At 49.0% G+C, this 16,892-nt stretch carries 15 protein-coding genes and 1 tRNA gene; 10 read left to right on the top strand and 6 right to left on the bottom strand.

The genetic code is table 11. From position 1 onward, the window contains the following. Positions 1 to 35 precede the first annotated feature (35 nt). Positions 36 to 1,415 carry an argininosuccinate lyase gene (argH, locus tag ACI39P_RS06595; protein WP_439719877.1) on the top strand — a complete coding sequence of 460 codons (1,380 nt, stop codon included), beginning with the start codon at positions 36 to 38 and terminating at the stop codon, positions 1,413 to 1,415. Between the two features lie 189 nt (positions 1,416 to 1,604). Here the strand turns inward: argH and ACI39P_RS06590 are convergent, their stop codons facing one another. Beyond that, a complete protein-coding gene (locus ACI39P_RS06590; RefSeq protein ID WP_439719876.1) occupies positions 1,605 to 2,063 on the bottom strand; it encodes an NUDIX domain-containing protein in 459 nt (152 codons plus the stop codon). A gap of 169 nt (positions 2,064 to 2,232) precedes the next feature. Here ACI39P_RS06590 and ACI39P_RS06585 point away from each other — a divergent pair, with 169 nt between their 5' ends. The 5 genes from ACI39P_RS06585 (at position 2,233) to ACI39P_RS06565 (ending at position 5,916) form a co-directional block, all read left to right on the top strand. Then, positions 2,233 to 3,276 (top strand): stage II sporulation protein P, encoded by a 1,044-nt coding sequence (locus ACI39P_RS06585; protein ID WP_439719875.1) that lies wholly within the window; start codon positions 2,233 to 2,235, stop codon positions 3,274 to 3,276. A gap of 118 nt (positions 3,277 to 3,394) precedes the next feature. Further along, positions 3,395 to 3,805: a putative ABC transporter permease gene (locus ACI39P_RS06580; RefSeq protein WP_439719874.1), complete on the top strand. Its 411-nt coding sequence runs from the start codon at positions 3,395 to 3,397 to the stop codon at positions 3,803 to 3,805. A gap of 233 nt (positions 3,806 to 4,038) precedes the next feature. Further along, entirely contained in the window at positions 4,039 to 4,689 is a 651-nt protein-coding gene (locus tag ACI39P_RS06575) for an HAD-IA family hydrolase (protein ID WP_439719873.1), read from the top strand. Positions 4,690 to 4,713: 24 nt separating this feature from the next. Then, positions 4,714 to 5,520, top strand: coding sequence for a glycosyltransferase (locus tag ACI39P_RS06570; protein ID WP_439719915.1), 807 nt, complete (start codon positions 4,714 to 4,716; stop codon positions 5,518 to 5,520). A 168-nt stretch (positions 5,521 to 5,688) separates the two neighbouring features. Further along, the gene (locus ACI39P_RS06565; RefSeq protein WP_439719872.1) at positions 5,689 to 5,916 is read left to right on the top strand and encodes a helix-turn-helix domain-containing protein; all 228 of its coding nucleotides are present in this window, start codon (positions 5,689 to 5,691) and stop codon (positions 5,914 to 5,916) included. 24 nt (positions 5,917 to 5,940) lie between these two features. Here ACI39P_RS06565 and ACI39P_RS06560 read toward each other — a convergent pair whose 3' ends face one another. From ACI39P_RS06560 to ACI39P_RS06540, 5 genes are all read right to left on the bottom strand, one after another. Continuing rightward, positions 5,941 to 6,690, bottom strand: a complete 750-nt coding sequence (locus ACI39P_RS06560) for a 4Fe-4S binding protein (protein WP_439719871.1) — start codon at positions 6,688 to 6,690, stop codon at positions 5,941 to 5,943. Positions 6,691 to 6,703: 13 nt separating this feature from the next. Next, positions 6,704 to 8,242, bottom strand: coding sequence for an AAA family ATPase (locus ACI39P_RS06555; RefSeq protein ID WP_439719870.1), 1,539 nt, complete (start codon positions 8,240 to 8,242; stop codon positions 6,704 to 6,706). Between the two features lie 124 nt (positions 8,243 to 8,366). Next, a complete protein-coding gene (locus ACI39P_RS06550; RefSeq protein ID WP_439719869.1) occupies positions 8,367 to 9,767 on the bottom strand; it encodes a vWA domain-containing protein in 1,401 nt (466 codons plus the stop codon). Positions 9,768 to 9,946: 179 nt separating this feature from the next. Next, entirely contained in the window at positions 9,947 to 11,137 is a 1,191-nt protein-coding gene (locus ACI39P_RS06545; protein ID WP_439719868.1) for a leucine-rich repeat protein, read from the bottom strand. A gap of 145 nt (positions 11,138 to 11,282) precedes the next feature. After that, positions 11,283 to 12,476, bottom strand: a complete 1,194-nt coding sequence (locus tag ACI39P_RS06540) for an aminotransferase class I/II-fold pyridoxal phosphate-dependent enzyme (RefSeq protein WP_439719867.1) — start codon at positions 12,474 to 12,476, stop codon at positions 11,283 to 11,285. A gap of 602 nt (positions 12,477 to 13,078) precedes the next feature. Here ACI39P_RS06540 and cdaA point away from each other — a divergent pair. The 4 genes from cdaA to ACI39P_RS06520 all read left to right on the top strand — a co-directional run bounded on the left by cdaA (position 13,079) and on the right by ACI39P_RS06520 (position 16,892). After that, positions 13,079 to 13,942 carry a diadenylate cyclase CdaA gene (cdaA, locus tag ACI39P_RS06535; protein ID WP_439719866.1) on the top strand — a complete coding sequence of 288 codons (864 nt, stop codon included), beginning with the start codon at positions 13,079 to 13,081 and terminating at the stop codon, positions 13,940 to 13,942. Next, positions 13,939 to 15,204: a CdaR family protein gene (locus ACI39P_RS06530; RefSeq protein ID WP_439719865.1), complete on the top strand. Its 1,266-nt coding sequence runs from the start codon at positions 13,939 to 13,941 to the stop codon at positions 15,202 to 15,204. The genes cdaA and ACI39P_RS06530 overlap by 4 nt, the downstream gene beginning before the upstream one ends. Positions 15,205 to 15,221: 17 nt before the next feature. Then, positions 15,222 to 16,571, top strand: a complete 1,350-nt coding sequence (glmM, locus tag ACI39P_RS06525; protein ID WP_439719864.1) for a phosphoglucosamine mutase — start codon at positions 15,222 to 15,224, stop codon at positions 16,569 to 16,571. A gap of 244 nt (positions 16,572 to 16,815) precedes the next feature. Continuing rightward, positions 16,816 to 16,892 (top strand) — tRNA-Arg (locus ACI39P_RS06520).

Below are 16,892 nucleotides of genomic sequence, written 5' to 3'. Positions count from 1 at the left end.
AGCGTCCTCGCAAAAAAAGAAAGGATTGAAAAAACATGGCAAAACTTTGGGGCGGACGTTTCACCCAGTCCACAGATAGCTTCACCGACCACTTCCATTCCTCCATCTCCTTCGACAGCCGTATGTATCAGGAAGATATCACAGGCAGCATGGCCCACGCCGCTATGCTGGGCAGACAGGGCATCATCCCCGCTGCCGATGCGGAGCTGATCATCAAAACTTTAAAAGAAATCCTGGCAGATATCGAAGCCGGCAAGGTGACCTTCGATGAAAAAGCCGAAGATATCCACATGAACGTGGAAACTATCCTCATCAGCCGCATCGGCGATGTGGGCAAGCGCCTGCATACCGGCCGCAGCCGCAACGACCAGGTGGCGCTGGATATCCGTATGTATACCAAAAAAGAAATCACAGAAATCAAATCTTTAGTGAAAACCCTAATGGTGACCCTGAACGATTTCGCCGCAGACCATACCGAAACTATCCTGCCCGGCTATACCCACCTGCAGCGGGCACAGCCTGTCACACTGGCTCACCATCTGCTGGCCTATGTGGAAATGTTCAAACGGGACTATGACCGCCTTTGCGATACCTATAAACGCACCGATGTGATGCCATTGGGCAGCGGCGCCCTGGCAACCACCACTTACCCTCTGGACCGCTATTCCGTAGCGGCAGAGCTGGGCTTCGCCGATATCACCATGAACAGCATGGACGGCGTTTCCGACCGGGATTTCTGCATCGAACTGGCCTCCACTCTTTCCATCCTGATGATGCACCTGAGCCGTTTCTGCGAAGAAATCATCCTTTGGAGCAGCCATGAATTCCATTTCGTGGAACTGAGCGACGCCTACTCCACCGGCTCCAGCATCATGCCCCAGAAAAAGAACCCCGATATGGCAGAGCTGATCCGCGGGAAGACTGGCCGTGTCTATGGCCACCTGATGGGGCTTCTGACCACCATGAAGGGGCTGCCTCTGGCCTACAACAAAGATATGCAGGAGGATAAGGAAGGTCTCTTCGACGCCATCGATACCGTAAAAATGTGCCTGCCCGTATTCACCAATATGATCGCCACCATGACTGTGAAAAAAGACGCTATGCTGAACGCTGCCAAGGGCGGCTTCACCAACGCCACCGATGCGGCGGACTGGCTGGTAAAACAGGGCGTGCCCTTCCGGGATGCTCATGCCATCATCGGCAAGCTGGTGCTGTATTGCATTGAACATAACACCAATCTGGACGACCTTTCTCTGGAGGAATACAAGGCGATTTCCCCCGTATTCAATGAAAGCGTATATGCAGCCATCAATGTAAACGAATGTGCCCAGGCGAGAAAGGTAGTTGGCGGCCCCGCCAAGGAGGTCACCACCGCCGCCATCGCCAACAACAAAGCATTTTTTGAAACATTATAAGACCGTGGGGCGCCGCCCCACCACCCCGCTGGGGCATGATGCCCCAGACCCTCATACGCAAAAGCATCCGCTTTTGCAGAGTATAAAAAAAGAAAGGCTTTCTCTTATGTAGAGAGAGCCTTTCTTTAATTTTCCCATCAAACGCAGTTTGATGGCTATCGGGTTCTAAGGGGATGAGCACCGCCAAGATTAAGGCGACGGCGAAGCCGTCTTCCCGCAGGGAAGATGCTTGACCAATTCCCTGCCGGGGGTCAAAGGGGCAGAGCCACCTTGCTGTTTTAATTTCTTTAAAATCTCTTCATCTGCTGGACAGAAGGCAAACTTGTCAATTTCCTTCGTGGTAATCCATTGAATATCATTATGCTCCAATTTCTGGGGCACCCCTTCCACAATACGGGCGTGGAACAGTGTCAGATGCACCGTCAGATCGGGATACACATGTTCCACCTCCATGAATACCTCCCCCACGGCGATGGTCACGCCCAATTCTTCCCGGCATTCCCGCACAAGGGCTTCTGCCTTCGTTTCCCCCGGTTCCACCTTTCCGCCCACAAATTCCCATAAAAGCCCCCTAGCCTTATGGGCAGGTCTCTGACAGGCCATAAATCTGTCTCCATCCCAAATGAGGGCTGCTACTACCTCCGTCATTCTTTTTCGCCTCCTGTTTCAAAATCATTCCTCTTTGACCGTTATTATAGACGGCTGGGGCACGAAAATCAATCGAACCATAGCTCCGGCTTCAGAATTACGCCGTCTTTTATCGTTCTGAATGCCCCTCCTCCTTCATAGGATGAAAAAAGGAAGGGAGGCGGCTGCGGTGCAAAAAAAGAACAAAGGAGCCCTGAATCTGGTGGGTCTGGTGCTTTTTCTGCTGGCAATGCCCCTTTTCTTTCGTATGGGCGGCGGTCAGTTTGCCATGGCAGAGGTCTTGCCGGGGCAAGTCCCTTCGGACAAGTTATCCTTTTCTTTTCTGCAGCAGGAAGAAAAAGAAGTCCTTTCTGCCAATGTTCTTGGCAAAGAGGATATTACATTTTCCAAAACACCGGCCATCAGCGCCGGCGGCCGCCCGCTGAACATCACAGCGGAACAGCTGGCAAAGATGCAGGACTTTTCTTATCTCAAAAGCAATTATTATATCGTCGATTCCCGCACCCCCCTCCTCCCGGAGGATATTGACCCGGAACAGGCATTAGGCCTGGACCTGACTATAGAAAAGACCAATAAAGAACCTAAAATCCTCATTTTCCACACCCATTCCCACGAAGGCTTCGCTGACAGCGATATGTCCAAGGGGCTGCAGGAAGGCATCTGGGGCGCAGGAGAAAAATTGAAAACTATTTTAGAAGAGGAATACGGCATTGGCGTCATCCATGATGACGGGCAATACGATGTAGTAAACGGGAAGGGGCAGATCACCGGGGCTTACGAACGGATGGAACCCGCCATCCGGGAAATCCTGAAAAAATATCCTTCCATTGAGGTCTGCATCGACCTGCATCGGGACGGCGTGGCTGAAGGCACGCGCCTAGTGACAGAAATCGACGGAAAACCCTGCGCCCAGGTGATGTTTTTCAACGGCCTTTGCCGCCTGAACAAAGACGGTACGCCCCAATCCATCAGCGGCTTGGAAAATCCTTATCTGAAAGAAAATCTGGCTTTCAGCCTGCAGATGAAAACTGCCGCAGACCAGAGATATCCCGGTTTTTCCCGAAAAATCTATGTCAACGCCTACCGCTTCAGTCTGCACATGCTCCCCCGCTCCACCCTCATCGAGGTGGGCGCCCAGACCAACACAAAGGAAGAAGTGTGGAATGCCATGGAACCCTTGGCGGAGATCCTTGCCAGCGTTCTGCTCTCTTGAGGATTTCACCCGCAAACTCCCTCGGAACCCTATCACGCTAACACGGAACCGGTTTCACAGAAACAAAAATGGAATAAATACCATAAATAAATCAAAGTTCTTTTGCCATATTAAAATCATGGCAAAAAGATTTATGATTTTTGGTGTGCTGGGCTGGTGCGCAGAAATCCTTTGGACGGGGCTTCATTCCCTTTTGGCGGGGGACGGCGCACTGACGGCAAAAACATATTTGTGGATGTTCCCGATTTACGGGCTGGCGGCATTGGCACAGCCGCTGTTCCTCGCCCTGCGGAAATATTGTCCCCTGTGGCAGAGGCTAGGCATGTATGTTTTCTCCATTTTTTTCGTGGAATTCATTACCGGCTGGCTGCTGCAGGCCGTGACCGGCGCCTGCCCCTGGGATTACGGGGATGGGCCTTTTTCCGTCATGGGGTTCATCCGCTTAGATTATGCGCCCCTCTGGGCGTTATTGGGGTATTTTTTTGAAGAGGTGAGTGTGTTTCTGGCAAAGGAAGGAGAGATGGGATAAAAATTTGCAGTTCCCGGTGATTTCGTGTACAATGCTATAAAAGCGTTGTCAATGAACGCAAAAATGACAGCTTGCAGACATTTTTGCGGGCATGAGACAACCTGCCCCATGAGCAGGGCACAGCCCTGCGAATGCAGTAAAAGCGTTATCAATGAACGAAAAATGGCGGCTTGCAGATATTTTTTGCGAAACAGCCAGCTTTTATGACTGATATCATTGTAAGGAGAATCACCATGGAAAAACTGAAACAGAACATCATCTTATTCGATCTGGATGGCACATTGACCGATTCCGCAGAAGGTGTGATCAATGCCTGCCAATATATGCAGAAAAAAATGAACATGCCTGTTTGGGAAACGGCTGATCTGAAATTCATCGTTGGCCCGCCTCTGATGAAAACCTTTACAGAGGATTTCGCCATGGACAAAGAAACAGCAGAAAAGGCAATGGTAGTCTACAGAGAATACTACACCACCATCGGGCTGTTTGAAAACAAGGTCTTTCCCGGCATCGAAGAAATGCTGGAAAATCTAAAGGCAAAGGGGAAACGTATGGCCGTTGCCACTTCCAAAAAGGAAGAAATGGCAGTACGTATTTTAAAACATTTTGGCATTTCCGATTATTTTGAAGTCATCGGCGGGGATCACCGTGAAATTGGCAGAGACACAAAGGCCAAAGTCATCGACCATGTGCTTTCCACCATGCGGGCAGAAAAAGAAGATGTCATTATGGTCGGGGACAGAAGGTTTGATATTGAGGGGGCCCATGCCATTGGCATTCCCTGCATCGCTGTGGAATTTGGCTACGGCGACAGAGGGGAATTTGAAAAATATGGTGCTGACTTCATCGCTGCCACAACGGAAGATGTGGCAAATCTGTTCTAAGAAGGTGAAGAAACATTGAAAAAAATGAATATCCTTGTCACCTGCGACAGCGGCTACGCCCAGCAGGCTGCATTGATGCTCTATTCCCTGCAGAAAAACCATGCTGACACATTTTTGGATATTTTCGCAGTGGGCAATTTGCAGGAAGGGGATATCGCCCTGATGGGGAAGGCTCTGGACAACAGAACAAGCCGCATCACCCGCAGGGCCTTTGACGGGGAAATTTTGAAAGATGCACCCACCACAGACCGCTATCCGGTGGAAATGTATTACCGCATCTTTGCGGCACAATATCTGCCGAAAGAAATGGAACGGGTGCTGTACTTAGACCCTGACCTGGTGGTCACAGGGGATTTGACTGGGCTGTACGAAATGGATATGGGCGATGCTTTTTTTGCTGCAGCCAGCCATGTGAAAGAAGAAACCCTTTTGGAAAAGCTGAACCAGAAGCGACTGGATATGGAGGGCATCTATATCAATTCAGGGGTAATGCTGCTGAACCTGGAAGCACTGCGAAGGGAGCAGGAGATACAGGAAGTGGTGGATTACATTGCCGCCCATGAAAAGCTCTTGATCCTGCCGGATCAGGATGTCATCAGCGGGCTGTATCATGATAAGATCTGCCCCATCGATGCCTATGTCTATAACATGACGGAGCGAATGTTTGCACTAGCTCTGCTAAAGGGCATGGGGACAGATTGGGTCTGCCGCAATACCGCCATCATCCATTATTGCGGGCGGAATAAGCCTTGGAAGCCCCTGTATAAGGGGAAGCTGGATGTGTTCTATCTGCTGAATCGGATCGAATGGGAAAAGAAAATGGAGAAATAAACGAAAGGCACTGGATTTTCCAGTGCCTTTTTATTGGACAGAGGGAAGATTGTATTTCACGGGTGTCTATATAAAATGCAATACCTGTCCTTTCATATTTTAGCGAAATTTTCGCTAGAATGCAATAGCGAGTTTTCCGCTACACTATTCTTATTTTGAGGTGATATTATGTACCGCAGGATAAGAGACTTACGAGAAGATAAAGATATGACACAAACCCAGATGGCAGAAATCCTCCATTGCAGCCAGCGCATTTACAGCAACTATGAACGGGGAGAGGTGGATATCCCCACACAAATTTTGATTCGGTTGGCGCAATTCCACAATACCAGCACCGATTATCTGCTGGGGCTGACAGATATCTCCATCCCCTATGAACGAAAAAAGACCCTTTGATGGGTCTTCTTTTCGCTTATAGGCTTATAGGAACAATTCATTTTCTTTTCTGCCTTCCAAGGCCTTTTTCAGCATGGCCCTTGCCCCTGCCAGCAGCACAGGGTTTACGCTCCTTGCCTTTTGGGGACAAACCGCCACGCAGGCCATACAGGTGATACATTTCTCCCCGTCCGTTTCCCTGGGATTATCCTTTGGAATGGCACCCACGGGGCATTTTGCCGCACAGATGCCACAGCCGCCGCAATCCTTCCCCGCCTTGGGGGTCATGGGCAGTGCGCCATATTTCTTATAGGGTCTGTTGCCGGGGAAGGTGATGGGTCCCCCCTGCTCTGCCTTTTCTTTCAGCTTCCGAGACCAGCCTTTCAGCTGTTCCTCATCGGCTGCGTCAGGGCGCCCTGCCGCAAATTCTCGCATAATGGAATGTTCCGCCACCACCGCCGCTCCCGCTACAGGCAGGAAACCACAGGCTTTCAGGATATCCTCCAGCTCTGCCAGGGTATCCTCATAGGCACGATTACCATAAACCGCCACAAGGATAGCTTTCGCGCCGCCGCCCTGCATCCGGCTCAGCCGCTCCGCAGCAATGGCCGGCACACGGCCGCCAAAAGTAGGCACTGCCATCAGGCAGATATCCTCTCCGTTAAAGGTATATTGAGAGAAATCTTCTTCCCGTCTGCAAAGGTCGATTTCCGTTTTTTCGTTCCATGCTGCGGAAAGAAAGTCTGCGGCTTTTTTCGTTCCCCCTGTGGGGCTGAATGTGATTTCGTAAAACATGCCGATTCCCCCTTTAAAACAGCAGATTCAGTTCCGTCTTTGCCTTTTCGATATCCTGCAAAATGGTTTTCTGCTTTTCATCAAAGAGCAGCTCTTCATTATAACGATAATACTTTTCCGAGCCATTTTCGCTGATGAATTTGACACTGTAGAAATTGGTGGTCAGCTCTGTGATAAAGATGACCATTTCCTGCCCTGTGCCGAAGGTTTCTTCCAGGAAGGCAAAGGCATTCTCCAATGCTGCGGAGGCTGTATCGATCGTTTCTTCTCTCTTTTCCGCTTCTGCGGCGAATAATTCCTTCACAAGGGCAAAGGCATCCTCTTTTTCCCGACAGCCCGCCTTTTTCCCTTCCGCCAGGAAGAACTGCAGCCGTTCCAGTTCCCGCATACGGGCCCGTTCCGCTGTTTTTTCCAGCAGGCCAGCCTTCCGTTCTCTTGTAAAAGCTACTTCCCTTTCTTCCAGCAAGCCTGTAAAAAGATTTTCCCAAGGGGTTTCTTTGCAGTAAGGACTGTTGAAGCGTTCCTTCAATTCCAGCAATGCGCCGTGAAGCCCTGTTACCATCAGATCTGCTTCATAGGCCTTCTGGAAGCCTTCCGACAGCTTGCTCAGCAGCAGCCCCATGACGCTCAGGCGTTCATCGAAGGGCGCTTCCTGCAGCTTCGCCACAGCCTGTTTCGTATATTCGCCCCGCAGGATATCATCCACACGATAATCGGAGCGATATTTGCGGTACAAATCAAGGTAGTTGGCAAAATCCTTGGCGATTTTCCGATGCTGTAAATACTGATACACCAGCCCTTCATCCACAGGCAGATTCATATCTTCATAGACCTTCAGGATGGTAGATAAATCCTCCCAGCCACGGGCCGTCACAAAGCGTTTGCCGTCCACAGTGGTTTCCATGGCATAAAAATGGTTCTTTCTGATTTCCAGATAGGAAATGATGGCACCGTGGATGCCCTGTTTATAGGCGTATTCCTTCCAAACGCTGAAATCGGGCTCAACATCGATCTTTTTCACACGGTCCAGGGTTACTACGTCGAATTCCCGTACGCTCTTGTTATATTCGGGAGGGTTGCCCGCTGCGGCGATCAGCCAGCCATCGGGCACCTTATGGGCGCCAAAGGTCTTGCACTGCAAAAATTGCAGCATGGCAGGGGCCAGTGTTTCGGAGGCGCAGTTGATTTCATCGATGAACAAAATGCCCTCTTTCAGCCCGGTTTCTTCCATTTTATCGTAGACAGAAGCGATGATTTCGCTCATGGTGTATTCTGTTACGGCGTATTCCCTGCCGCCATAATTTTTATGGCTGATGAAGGGCAGACCGATGGCGGATTGTCTGGTGTGGTGGGTGATGCTATAGGAAACCAAAGCAACGCCGCATTCCCGTGCCACCTGCTCCATCACGGCGGTCTTACCGATGCCCGGCGCGCCCATCAGCAGGATGGGACGCTGGCGCACGGCGGGGATGCGGTATTCCCCGAACTCGTCCTTTGCCAGGTATGCCTGAATGGAGTTTTTTATCTCATTTTTCGCTCTCTTAATATCCATAATTACACTCCTTTTTTCTTGGGACGCTGTCCCAAACCCTGCTAAGGGGAATCATTCCCTTTAGCACCCTGATACGAAAATCAAATTTCTTTGAAATTTGATTTTCAAATGGGGGTCTGGGGTATCATACCCCAGCGGGGTGGTGGGGTGGAACCCCACGGTCTTTTATCTCTAAGTCGTCTTTTCCTAAAATCAGTTTCATCGCCCAGGGCGGCACATTCACATCCGTGTAGTCCTCGTGATAGAACACAAAGGCCGCATCATAGGCCGGGCGGCGTTTGGGGAACATCCCATACCCATCGGTAAAATAAATGAGCCCCTTCAAGTTCTGGAAGGCCTTTTCCTCAATCAGCCTATCCACATATTGGAACACCGGACGGAAATCTGTTCCGCCGCTGCCCCGCAGCTCAAAATCTTCCATAAAAGCCGCCAATTCCTCGGCAGAGGTGATCTTCTTATCCAGCTGCACCGCCGCATCGCATTGTATGATGTGGATATTCACCTTATGGAAAAAGCTTTCGCTGCTGGAAAGGATGGCATAGGTCTCCTCCAAAAATCGTTTCACCGTCTCCCCTTCGCAGGATTCGGAGGTATCAATGGCAATGACCAATTCCTCTACCTTCTTCACTTCTTTATATTCCAAAGCCTCGATCAGGGGCAGGTTGCCGTAGAGATTCAGCCCATAGGTATAAAAAATAAAATCGAAGGCATCATCATCCATCCGCATATCCTCTTTTAATGTGACAAATTTCTGCAAGAACTGCCGATAATCGTAGCGTTCTCTGTTTTCCACTTTCAAATATTGCAGCAGCTCGCCGGCTTCCTCCCCCATATCCTTGGAGAAGGTCTCCAGATTGGTCTCGGTCTTTTCGCCGATCTCCGTCCATTTTTCCTCCAACTGCTGCTGTTTTTCGTTCTGTTCTTCCTCCTGCTGCTGGTCATCATTCTGGTTATCATTTTGGTTATCCTGATTCTGGTCATCCTCTTTTTTGTGCTCCCAGAAAACATGGTCATCCACCCAATATTCCAGCTGCAATTTGCCGAATTCCTGTATAGATAAGTTTTTCTCTTTCAAAACGCGATAGATGCCCTCGGCGGAAAGGACCTTCAATTCCCGTCGGAGCATATCATAGGTTTCATTTCTCTGATCAGAAACCACCAGATGCACCGCCTTGCTGGGCAGGGAATCGATGATGGATTCCACGGCGATATCGCAGGCCAGGTGCCAAAGCTCCTCATCCCGTTCGTTCAGGTGGAAGGGATGGCGGAACAAGCAATGGAGCACCATATGCAGATAGGCACGGTTGACCAATACACGGTCGCTCAGATATCTTTGCACCAGATAGCGGGGGTTAAACAAAATCTTTTCGCCATCGGTGCCCACATACAGGGAGGACAGATTCATTTCGTATTTCAAGCCGCTCAATGCCAGATCCAGAAAACGCATGGAAAGATACAGCTCGTTCCTCGATGCACTCAGAATATTCGTACCAATCTGTATCAATTTTTGATGTGTCTCGTTCATGCCAACTCACCTCCTTTTTTCTAAGACCGTGGGGCACCGCCCCACTTCCCCGCTGGGGTATGATACCCCAGACCCCCATTTGAAAATCAAATTTCAAAGAAATTTGATTTTCGTATAAAGTTTAGGTCAAGCCTTTTCAAAGGCTTGCAGGGGTATTGGGGACAGCGTCCCCAAGGTATTTAAAGCTCGAATGTTTTCTTTTTCTTTACCCCGCCAAAATTTTTGTGCTGATAATCCATTAGAAAGCTGAGCACCGCCGTCTGCCCCTTGCCCTGGGCAAGGTCGATGAGAGCAGGCAGATTTTCCGCTGTCAGCAGCCCCCAATCGGCAAAAAGCTTAATTTTCTCCCCTTCTTTTCGGTTCATAAAATATTCCGCCGCCCAAAGAAAATGATCCCGGATATATTCCAAATATACCTGCCGATGTTTCTCCTGCAAACGATAGGGATATTCCAGCCGTGCCATGGCCAAAAGCAGCACCGTATCCGCCGCATCTTCCCTGCGGGTCAGGTAGAAAATCTCATCATATCTGCGGAAATCAATATCAGAATTGCCGATACACTGGCGGAAGATATGCCCTGTACCATAATTCACTTGATGGAACAAGCGGGCAGGGGTATCCTCAATATATTCATATTGGAAATCGGGAATGACCAGCTTGGCCCGCTTCGTCTCGCCGCCCTCGATAGGAAAATCAATAGTCAGGTGCAGTTCATGGTTTAGCCCGGAAGTCAGGTCGGAAATATGTCGGCATCGCCCGAAGGAAAGATAGGTCAGGCTGTCACAATTCAAAAACAGCCCCGTATTCAGGTCTGTAGTCGCCAAAGGAATATTGATCTCCTCCATTTTCCGGCAGTTATAGAAAGCGTATTTTCCAATGCGCTGCACCTCCTCGGGCAAACGCAGCCGTTTCAGGCTGCCGCAGCCATAAAAGGCATAATCCCCGATGGACAGCAGCCCCGCTGGCAAGGTCACCTGTTCCAGCGAACCGCATCCATCAAACATCCTTTGGGAAATGGCCGTCAGGCTTGCAGGCAGATGAATCCGTTCCAAAGCGGAACAGCCAGAAAAGGCATAGTCCCCAATGGTTTCGATGGCATCGGGCAAAAATACCCGCCGCAAGGCCTGCCCCTCCGCCGCGGGCTCTTCTCCTTTTTCCACAAAGGAAAACTCTGCCGCCAATTCATCAGCAGGCTCTGCCAAAGGGGCCTCTTCCTTTACGGCAAAGGCTTTTTCCCCAATGGCAACGACAGGTACACCGTCGATGCTTTCAGGGATGCGTATCTCTGCCGCCCTTCCCAGCACCTTAGTGATGACTGCGCCCTTTTCTTCCAATTTATATTCGATCTGTATGGACAATTTCATTTTCATGTTCCTCTTTTCCGCTCACACTAACTTTTATTATATTCCCGCCGGCATAGGCTGTCAAAATGTTTCGCAGGAAAAAAGGAAAAGCCCTCTAAACTAAGAGGGCTTTGGGTTTGTTTATGTAATTGAGTTGATTTTTTGCCGAGAATTATTCACCCAGTGCTTCTTTCAGAACTGCGCCCATTCTCTTGATCCCTTCCACGATTCTATCTTCTGTCGCGTTGGAATAGTTCAGACGGAAGTGGTTTTCTTTACCGCCGTTGGGGAAGAAGCTGCCGCCGGGAACGAATGCAACATTCTGTTCCAGACATTTGGGAGCGATATCCTTTGCGTTTACGCCTTCGGGCAGAATCACCCATGTGAACAGACCGCCTTCGGGATGTGTCCATTTGCAGCTCTTGGGGAAACATTCTTCCATTGTTTTCAGCATCAGGTCTCTTCTCTGATGGTATACTTCTCTGATCTTTGCAACGTGTGCATCCAGATCATACATATCCAAGAATTTGTTTGCAACCAGCTGGTCCAAAGAAGAACACTGCAGGTCAGCGCCCTGTTTTACAAAGTTGTATTTTGCCAGAACCTTTTCGTTTGCGCAAACCCAGCCGATACGCAGGCCAGGTGCCAGAATCTTGGACATAGTGCCCAGGAAGATTACCAGATCCTTTGTATCCATGGATTTCAGGGAAGGCAAATATTCCCCTTCGAAACGCAGTTCGCCGTAAGGGTTATCTTCGATAACGGGGATTTCATATTTATTTACCAGTTCCATGAATTTTACTCTTCTTTCCATGGTCCATGTTTTACCGGAGGGATTCTGGAAATCGGGGATAACATAAATCATTTTCACGTTATCTGTTGTAGCCAGAATCTTTTCCAGTTCTTCGGGAATCATACCGAAATCATCTGTAGGAACTTCCTTGAAAGTGGGTTCGCAGGCTTTAAATGCGTTTACAGCACCCAGGTAGGAAGGGCTTTCCATCAGAACAACATCGCCGGGGTTCAGGAATACACGAGCGGAGAAATCCAGCCCCTGCTGGGAACCGCTTGTCAGCAGAACATGATCGATGTCTGTTTTGATCTGCAGTTTGTCTTCCATTCTTTTTACGATCTTTTCACGCAGGGGTACCAGGCCTTCTGTAGGGCAGTACTGCAGAGCGCTTCTGCCGGCTTCATCCATAACCTGGATACAAGCTTCTTTTACACCTTCTACAGGGAACAATTCAGGAGCGGGCATCCCGCCAGCGAAAGAAATTACTTCAGGTTTTGCTGTCAGAGCCATCAGTTCTCTGATTTCAGAGCCTTTCAGCAGGTCCATTCTGCTAGAAAATTTATAATTTTCCATTCCATCTTCCTCCTTATAAATATAGAATACATACAGCACGCCAGTGTCAGACAACTTCGGAGATTTTTCATATATTTCAGAAAAAATATTGAAAATCACCTCTTATATTGTTATTAAAACACAAAAAATACACAAAGTCAATTCCTTTTCGCGATTGTACGAAAACAAAAACAACTAAAAATCAGAAAATAAATTAATTTTTTTTCATCAAATCGATGGTATTTTTTCATATATCAAGGTATACTCCGCCTCCGCCTTGTCACACATTTGTATTTTTTTAAGTACAATCTGTCCAAAAAGTTTTCAGAATTAAAATCTTTTTTGTGCTTGATTTTAATATTTTTTTAACAATCTTTTTGAAGATAAATGTTGTATCCCATCTTTTCAGACATCATACATTTTTGTGTTGCTTTCCTTTTCAATAACTTTACATTTTTATCATCTTTTCATAACATTTTGCCGCAGTTTATGTTATAATGATAGAAACTGGGTTTTTGTGCCCATATTGAAAATATGCTGAATGTTTCTATCATAGCATAGTATGGTATGAAAATAAAGTTTAGACAGGATTATTTTTTCTGAAAACAGACAGGGTGTGAACAATGGAAGTCTTTAAAAGCATTTTCGACAACCTGGGGATCACAGAATTTGCAAGGCCTTCTCTTGGCATTACCGATATTCTGGATATCCTCATCGTTGCGTATATCATTTATAAAATCATATTCTGGATCAAAGAAACCCGCGCATGGGTACTGTTTAAGGGGATTCTGGTAATCTTCGCTCTGGCGGCGGTGGCCACCCTGCTGAAGCTGAACACCATTCTCTGGATCCTTTCCAACACCATTTCCGTAGGTATTATCGCCGTCATCGTCGTATTCCAGCCGGAACTGCGAAAGGCCCTGGAACAGTTGGGCAAAGGAAAATTCTTCTCCTATTTCACCCGGAGCGCCGATGAAACCGATGATAAAGCCACTCAGCGTACCGTTGACGAAATTGTTAAGGCCGCAGATAAGATGGGCTCTGTCAAAACAGGCGCCCTCATCCTGATCGAGCAGGAAGTCCCTTTGGGGGATCTGGAACGCACCGGCATCCCCATCGATGCTATCGTTTCCAGCCAGCTGCTCATCAATATTTTTGAACATAATACACCGCTGCATGATGGCGCTGTGATCGTGCGCCGCAACCGTGTGGCTGCTGCTACCTGCTTCCTCCCCCTGACCGACAGCAACGAAATCAGCATGGAACTGGGTACCCGCCACAGAGCCGCCATTGGCGCCAGCGAGGTTTCCGATGCCTATGTGATCGTCGTTTCCGAAGAAACCGGGGCCATTTCCCTGGCAAGGGGCGGCGTGCTGTACCGGAATCTGACCCCGGAACAGCTCCGCAGTATGATTTCCCAATCTCAGAAGAACAGCGGAAAAAAAACACTGGCTACGATTTGGAAAGGACGGCAGGATAAAGAATGAAAAGATTTCAGGAATTACTGATGAAAGATATCGGCTGGAAGCTTCTTTCCGTTGCCATTGCCGCCATCATGTGGTTCATGGTCATCAATATTACCCAGCCGGTAGATACCCGCAGCTACAGCAGGCCCCTGATGCTGGAAAATCTGGAGGCGCTGACCTCCCGGGGGCTGACCATCGGCAATGCAGAAGAATTGAAAAATACGAAAATCACTGTAAAAGTAAAAGCCCAGCGGACCACTTTGGACAGACTGAGCCAAAACCCGGACTGGATCACAGCTTCTGTCGATCTGGCTGAGTTGGCCTATGCTGTCAACGGGGATACTGTGGCGCTGGCGGTAGATATCACCGTGCAAGGCGGCAGCAGTTATGATATCAACAGCAAATCCCCCGCAGTGGTGGAAGCAAAGGTAGAAACGCTTTCCTCCAGGGAAATGCCCGTAAAAGTAGAAATGACCGGCGAACTGGAAACCGGCACCTATCTTTCTGAGCCCACTCTCAGCAATGAAACTGTCATTGTTTCGGGTCCCGCTTCTTTGGTGAACCGCGTGGTCATCGTCAAGGCGGAGATCGATGCGGCAGCACTGAAGGAAACCTCTCAAGTGCAGGCAAAACTCATCTGTTACGACGCAAAGGGCAATGTGGTAAAGGGTGTTTCCACAAATATACCGGAAATTACCGTTTCCTATGCTCTCCATGATATCAAACAGGTGCCCATCCAGATCGATATCACCGGTACCCCCGGCAATGGATATCAGGTAGGTGAGATCACCTGTACCCCGAAATATGCAGAAGTGACCGGTTCTGCGGAAGATTTGGAAAAACTGCTTTATCTGCAGCTGGGCAGCATCGATATTTCCGGCCGCACCTCTTCCGCAACGAGAGTATTCTCTTTGACAGACTATCTGCCGGAAGGCATCTCTTTAAAGGAAGGCAGTGCCAATAACGTGCAGGTTGTTGTTACCATCGAAGCCCAGCACGGCAAGCAATTCACACTGGATGCATCCAACCTCACCCTCATCGGGGAGGAAGACGGAAAAACATATACCCTCGGTACAGCCCATGTCACCGTTTCCGGCGACAGCAGCACGCTGAATGCCCTCCATGCGGAAGATCTGGACGGCACCGTTCATGTCAGCGGGCTGACCGAAGGCACCCACCGGACACTGATCCATCTGGATCTGCCGAACGGACTGAATGCAGGCCCTGTTTATATTGATGTCACAGTTACCGGCGACACAGATCTGCCGGAAAATGAATACTAATTTTGGAGGAACATAAAATGGCAAGATTATTTGGTACAGATGGCGTTCGAGGCGTTGCCAATACGGAATTGACAGGCGATTTAGCCTTCCGTTTGGGCAGAGCCGGCGCATACGTGCTGACAAAAGAAACGAAACACTCCCCTCGCATTTTAGTGGCAATGGATACCCGCATCAGCGGCGATATGCTAGAAAGCGCATTGGTAGCAGGCATCTGCTCCGTAGGCGCCCATGCAGTGGTAGCCGGAGTCATCCCCACTCCCGCTGTGGCTTATCTGGTAAGGAAATACAGACTGGATGCCGGGGTCATGATCTCCGCATCCCATAACCCTGTGGAATACAACGGCATCAAATTCTTCAATAACCAGGGCTACAAACTGAGTGATGAACTGGAGGATGAAATTGAAAATATCATCATGAGCCGCCCCGAAATTGTCCCCAGCCCTACCGGTATGGGCCTTGGTACAAAAGGCTATGCAGAAGAAGCGTTGGACGACTATATCGCTTTCCTGACAAAGACAACAGCAGAAAAATTTGACGGCATCAAGGTGGCTCTGGATTGTGCCAATGGTGCATCCTATAAAGCAGCGCCCATCGCTATGCTGGATCTGGGCGCAAGCCTTTGTATCATCCACAATGAACCCGATGGCACAAACATCAACGATAAATGCGGCTCCACCCACATGGAAGATCTGAAAGCTCTGGTAGTGGAAAACGGCGCAGATATCGGCTTTGCCTTTGATGGTGATGCCGACCGTTGCCTGGCGGTGGATGAAAACGGTGAACTGATCGATGGGGATAAAATCCTGGCCATCTGCGGTCTGGATATGAAGCGGAGAAATGCACTGGCGAAGGATACCATTGTTGGCACAGTCATGTCCAACTTGGGGCTGACCATGATGGGCAGAGAACATAACATCAACATCCTGCAAACCTCCGTTGGTGACAGATATGTATTGGAACGTATGCTGGCAGATGGCTACAATATTGGCGGCGAACAAAGCGGTCATGTCATCTTCTTGGATCACAACACCACAGGGGATGGTATCCTGACAGCGATCCAGCTGCTTTCCGTGCTGAAACGCAGCGGCAAAAAAGCATCCGAGCTGGCTTCTATCATGCAGACCATGCCGCAGGTGCTGGTCAATGCCCGGGTAAATAACGCAAAAAAGAACAAATATATGGAAGATGATGTGGTGAAAAAAGCCATCGAAGAATTGGAAGCAGTATTCTCTCAGGATGGCCGGGTGCTGATCCGCACTTCCGGCACAGAACCACTGGTACGTGTCATGATCGAAGGAACCGATATCGAAAAGATGGATAAAGAAGCCAGAAAACTGGCATCCTTGATCGAAGAAAGATTGCAATAAGAAAAGATTACAAATATAATAATATAAATAAAGCGGAGGCATATAAAAATCTGCCTGCCGCTGTCATTTTGAAACAGCGGAACAAGCACCTTCCTTGGTTCCTTGCTCTGCTGTCACTCCGTCTCCGTAGCTCAGTAGGATAGAGCGACCGCCTCCTAAGGTTGCGTTACAACGGTCACCTTGGAAAAACTTCATATAGGATTCAAGTTCGAGTTTCTTCGGGCTTAGTCATAAAACCAGCCATGTCTCAGTAGCTCAGTTGGATAGAGCACACGCCTCCTAAGCGTGGGGTCGGAGGTTCAAATCCTCTCTGGGACGCCA

Source organism: Anaerotignum sp. (genome assembly GCF_051877975.1).
Lineage (GTDB): Bacteria > Bacillota > Clostridia > Lachnospirales > Anaerotignaceae > Anaerotignum_A.
This window is presented reverse-complemented; position numbering and strand designations above follow the sequence as displayed.

Excerpts from the sequence above, each read along its gene's own strand:
- ACI39P_RS06530 (WP_439719865.1), top strand. The coding sequence starts at position 13,939 with ATGAAAAGATTTCAGGAATTACTGATGAAAGATATCGGCTGGAAGCTT.
- ACI39P_RS06580 (WP_439719874.1), top strand. The coding sequence starts at position 3,395 with ATGGCAAAAAGATTTATGATTTTTGGTGTGCTGGGCTGGTGCGCAGAA.
- glmM (WP_439719864.1), top strand. The coding sequence starts at position 15,222 with ATGGCAAGATTATTTGGTACAGATGGCGTTCGAGGCGTTGCCAATACG.
- ACI39P_RS06590 (WP_439719876.1), bottom strand. The coding sequence starts at position 2,063 with ATGACGGAGGTAGTAGCAGCCCTCATTTGGGATGGAGACAGATTTATG.
- ACI39P_RS06550 (WP_439719869.1), bottom strand. The coding sequence starts at position 9,767 with ATGAACGAGACACATCAAAAATTGATACAGATTGGTACGAATATTCTG.
- ACI39P_RS06555 (WP_439719870.1), bottom strand. The coding sequence starts at position 8,242 with ATGGATATTAAGAGAGCGAAAAATGAGATAAAAAACTCCATTCAGGCA.
- ACI39P_RS06540 (WP_439719867.1), bottom strand. The coding sequence starts at position 12,476 with ATGGAAAATTATAAATTTTCTAGCAGAATGGACCTGCTGAAAGGCTCT.
- cdaA (WP_439719866.1), top strand. The coding sequence starts at position 13,079 with ATGGAAGTCTTTAAAAGCATTTTCGACAACCTGGGGATCACAGAATTT.
- ACI39P_RS06560 (WP_439719871.1), bottom strand. The coding sequence starts at position 6,690 with ATGTTTTACGAAATCACATTCAGCCCCACAGGGGGAACGAAAAAAGCC.
- argH (WP_439719877.1), top strand. The coding sequence starts at position 36 with ATGGCAAAACTTTGGGGCGGACGTTTCACCCAGTCCACAGATAGCTTC.
- ACI39P_RS06545 (WP_439719868.1), bottom strand. The coding sequence starts at position 11,137 with ATGAAAATGAAATTGTCCATACAGATCGAATATAAATTGGAAGAAAAG.
- ACI39P_RS06565 (WP_439719872.1), top strand. The coding sequence starts at position 5,689 with ATGTACCGCAGGATAAGAGACTTACGAGAAGATAAAGATATGACACAA.
- ACI39P_RS06575 (WP_439719873.1), top strand. The coding sequence starts at position 4,039 with ATGGAAAAACTGAAACAGAACATCATCTTATTCGATCTGGATGGCACA.
- ACI39P_RS06570 (WP_439719915.1), top strand. The coding sequence starts at position 4,714 with ATGAATATCCTTGTCACCTGCGACAGCGGCTACGCCCAGCAGGCTGCA.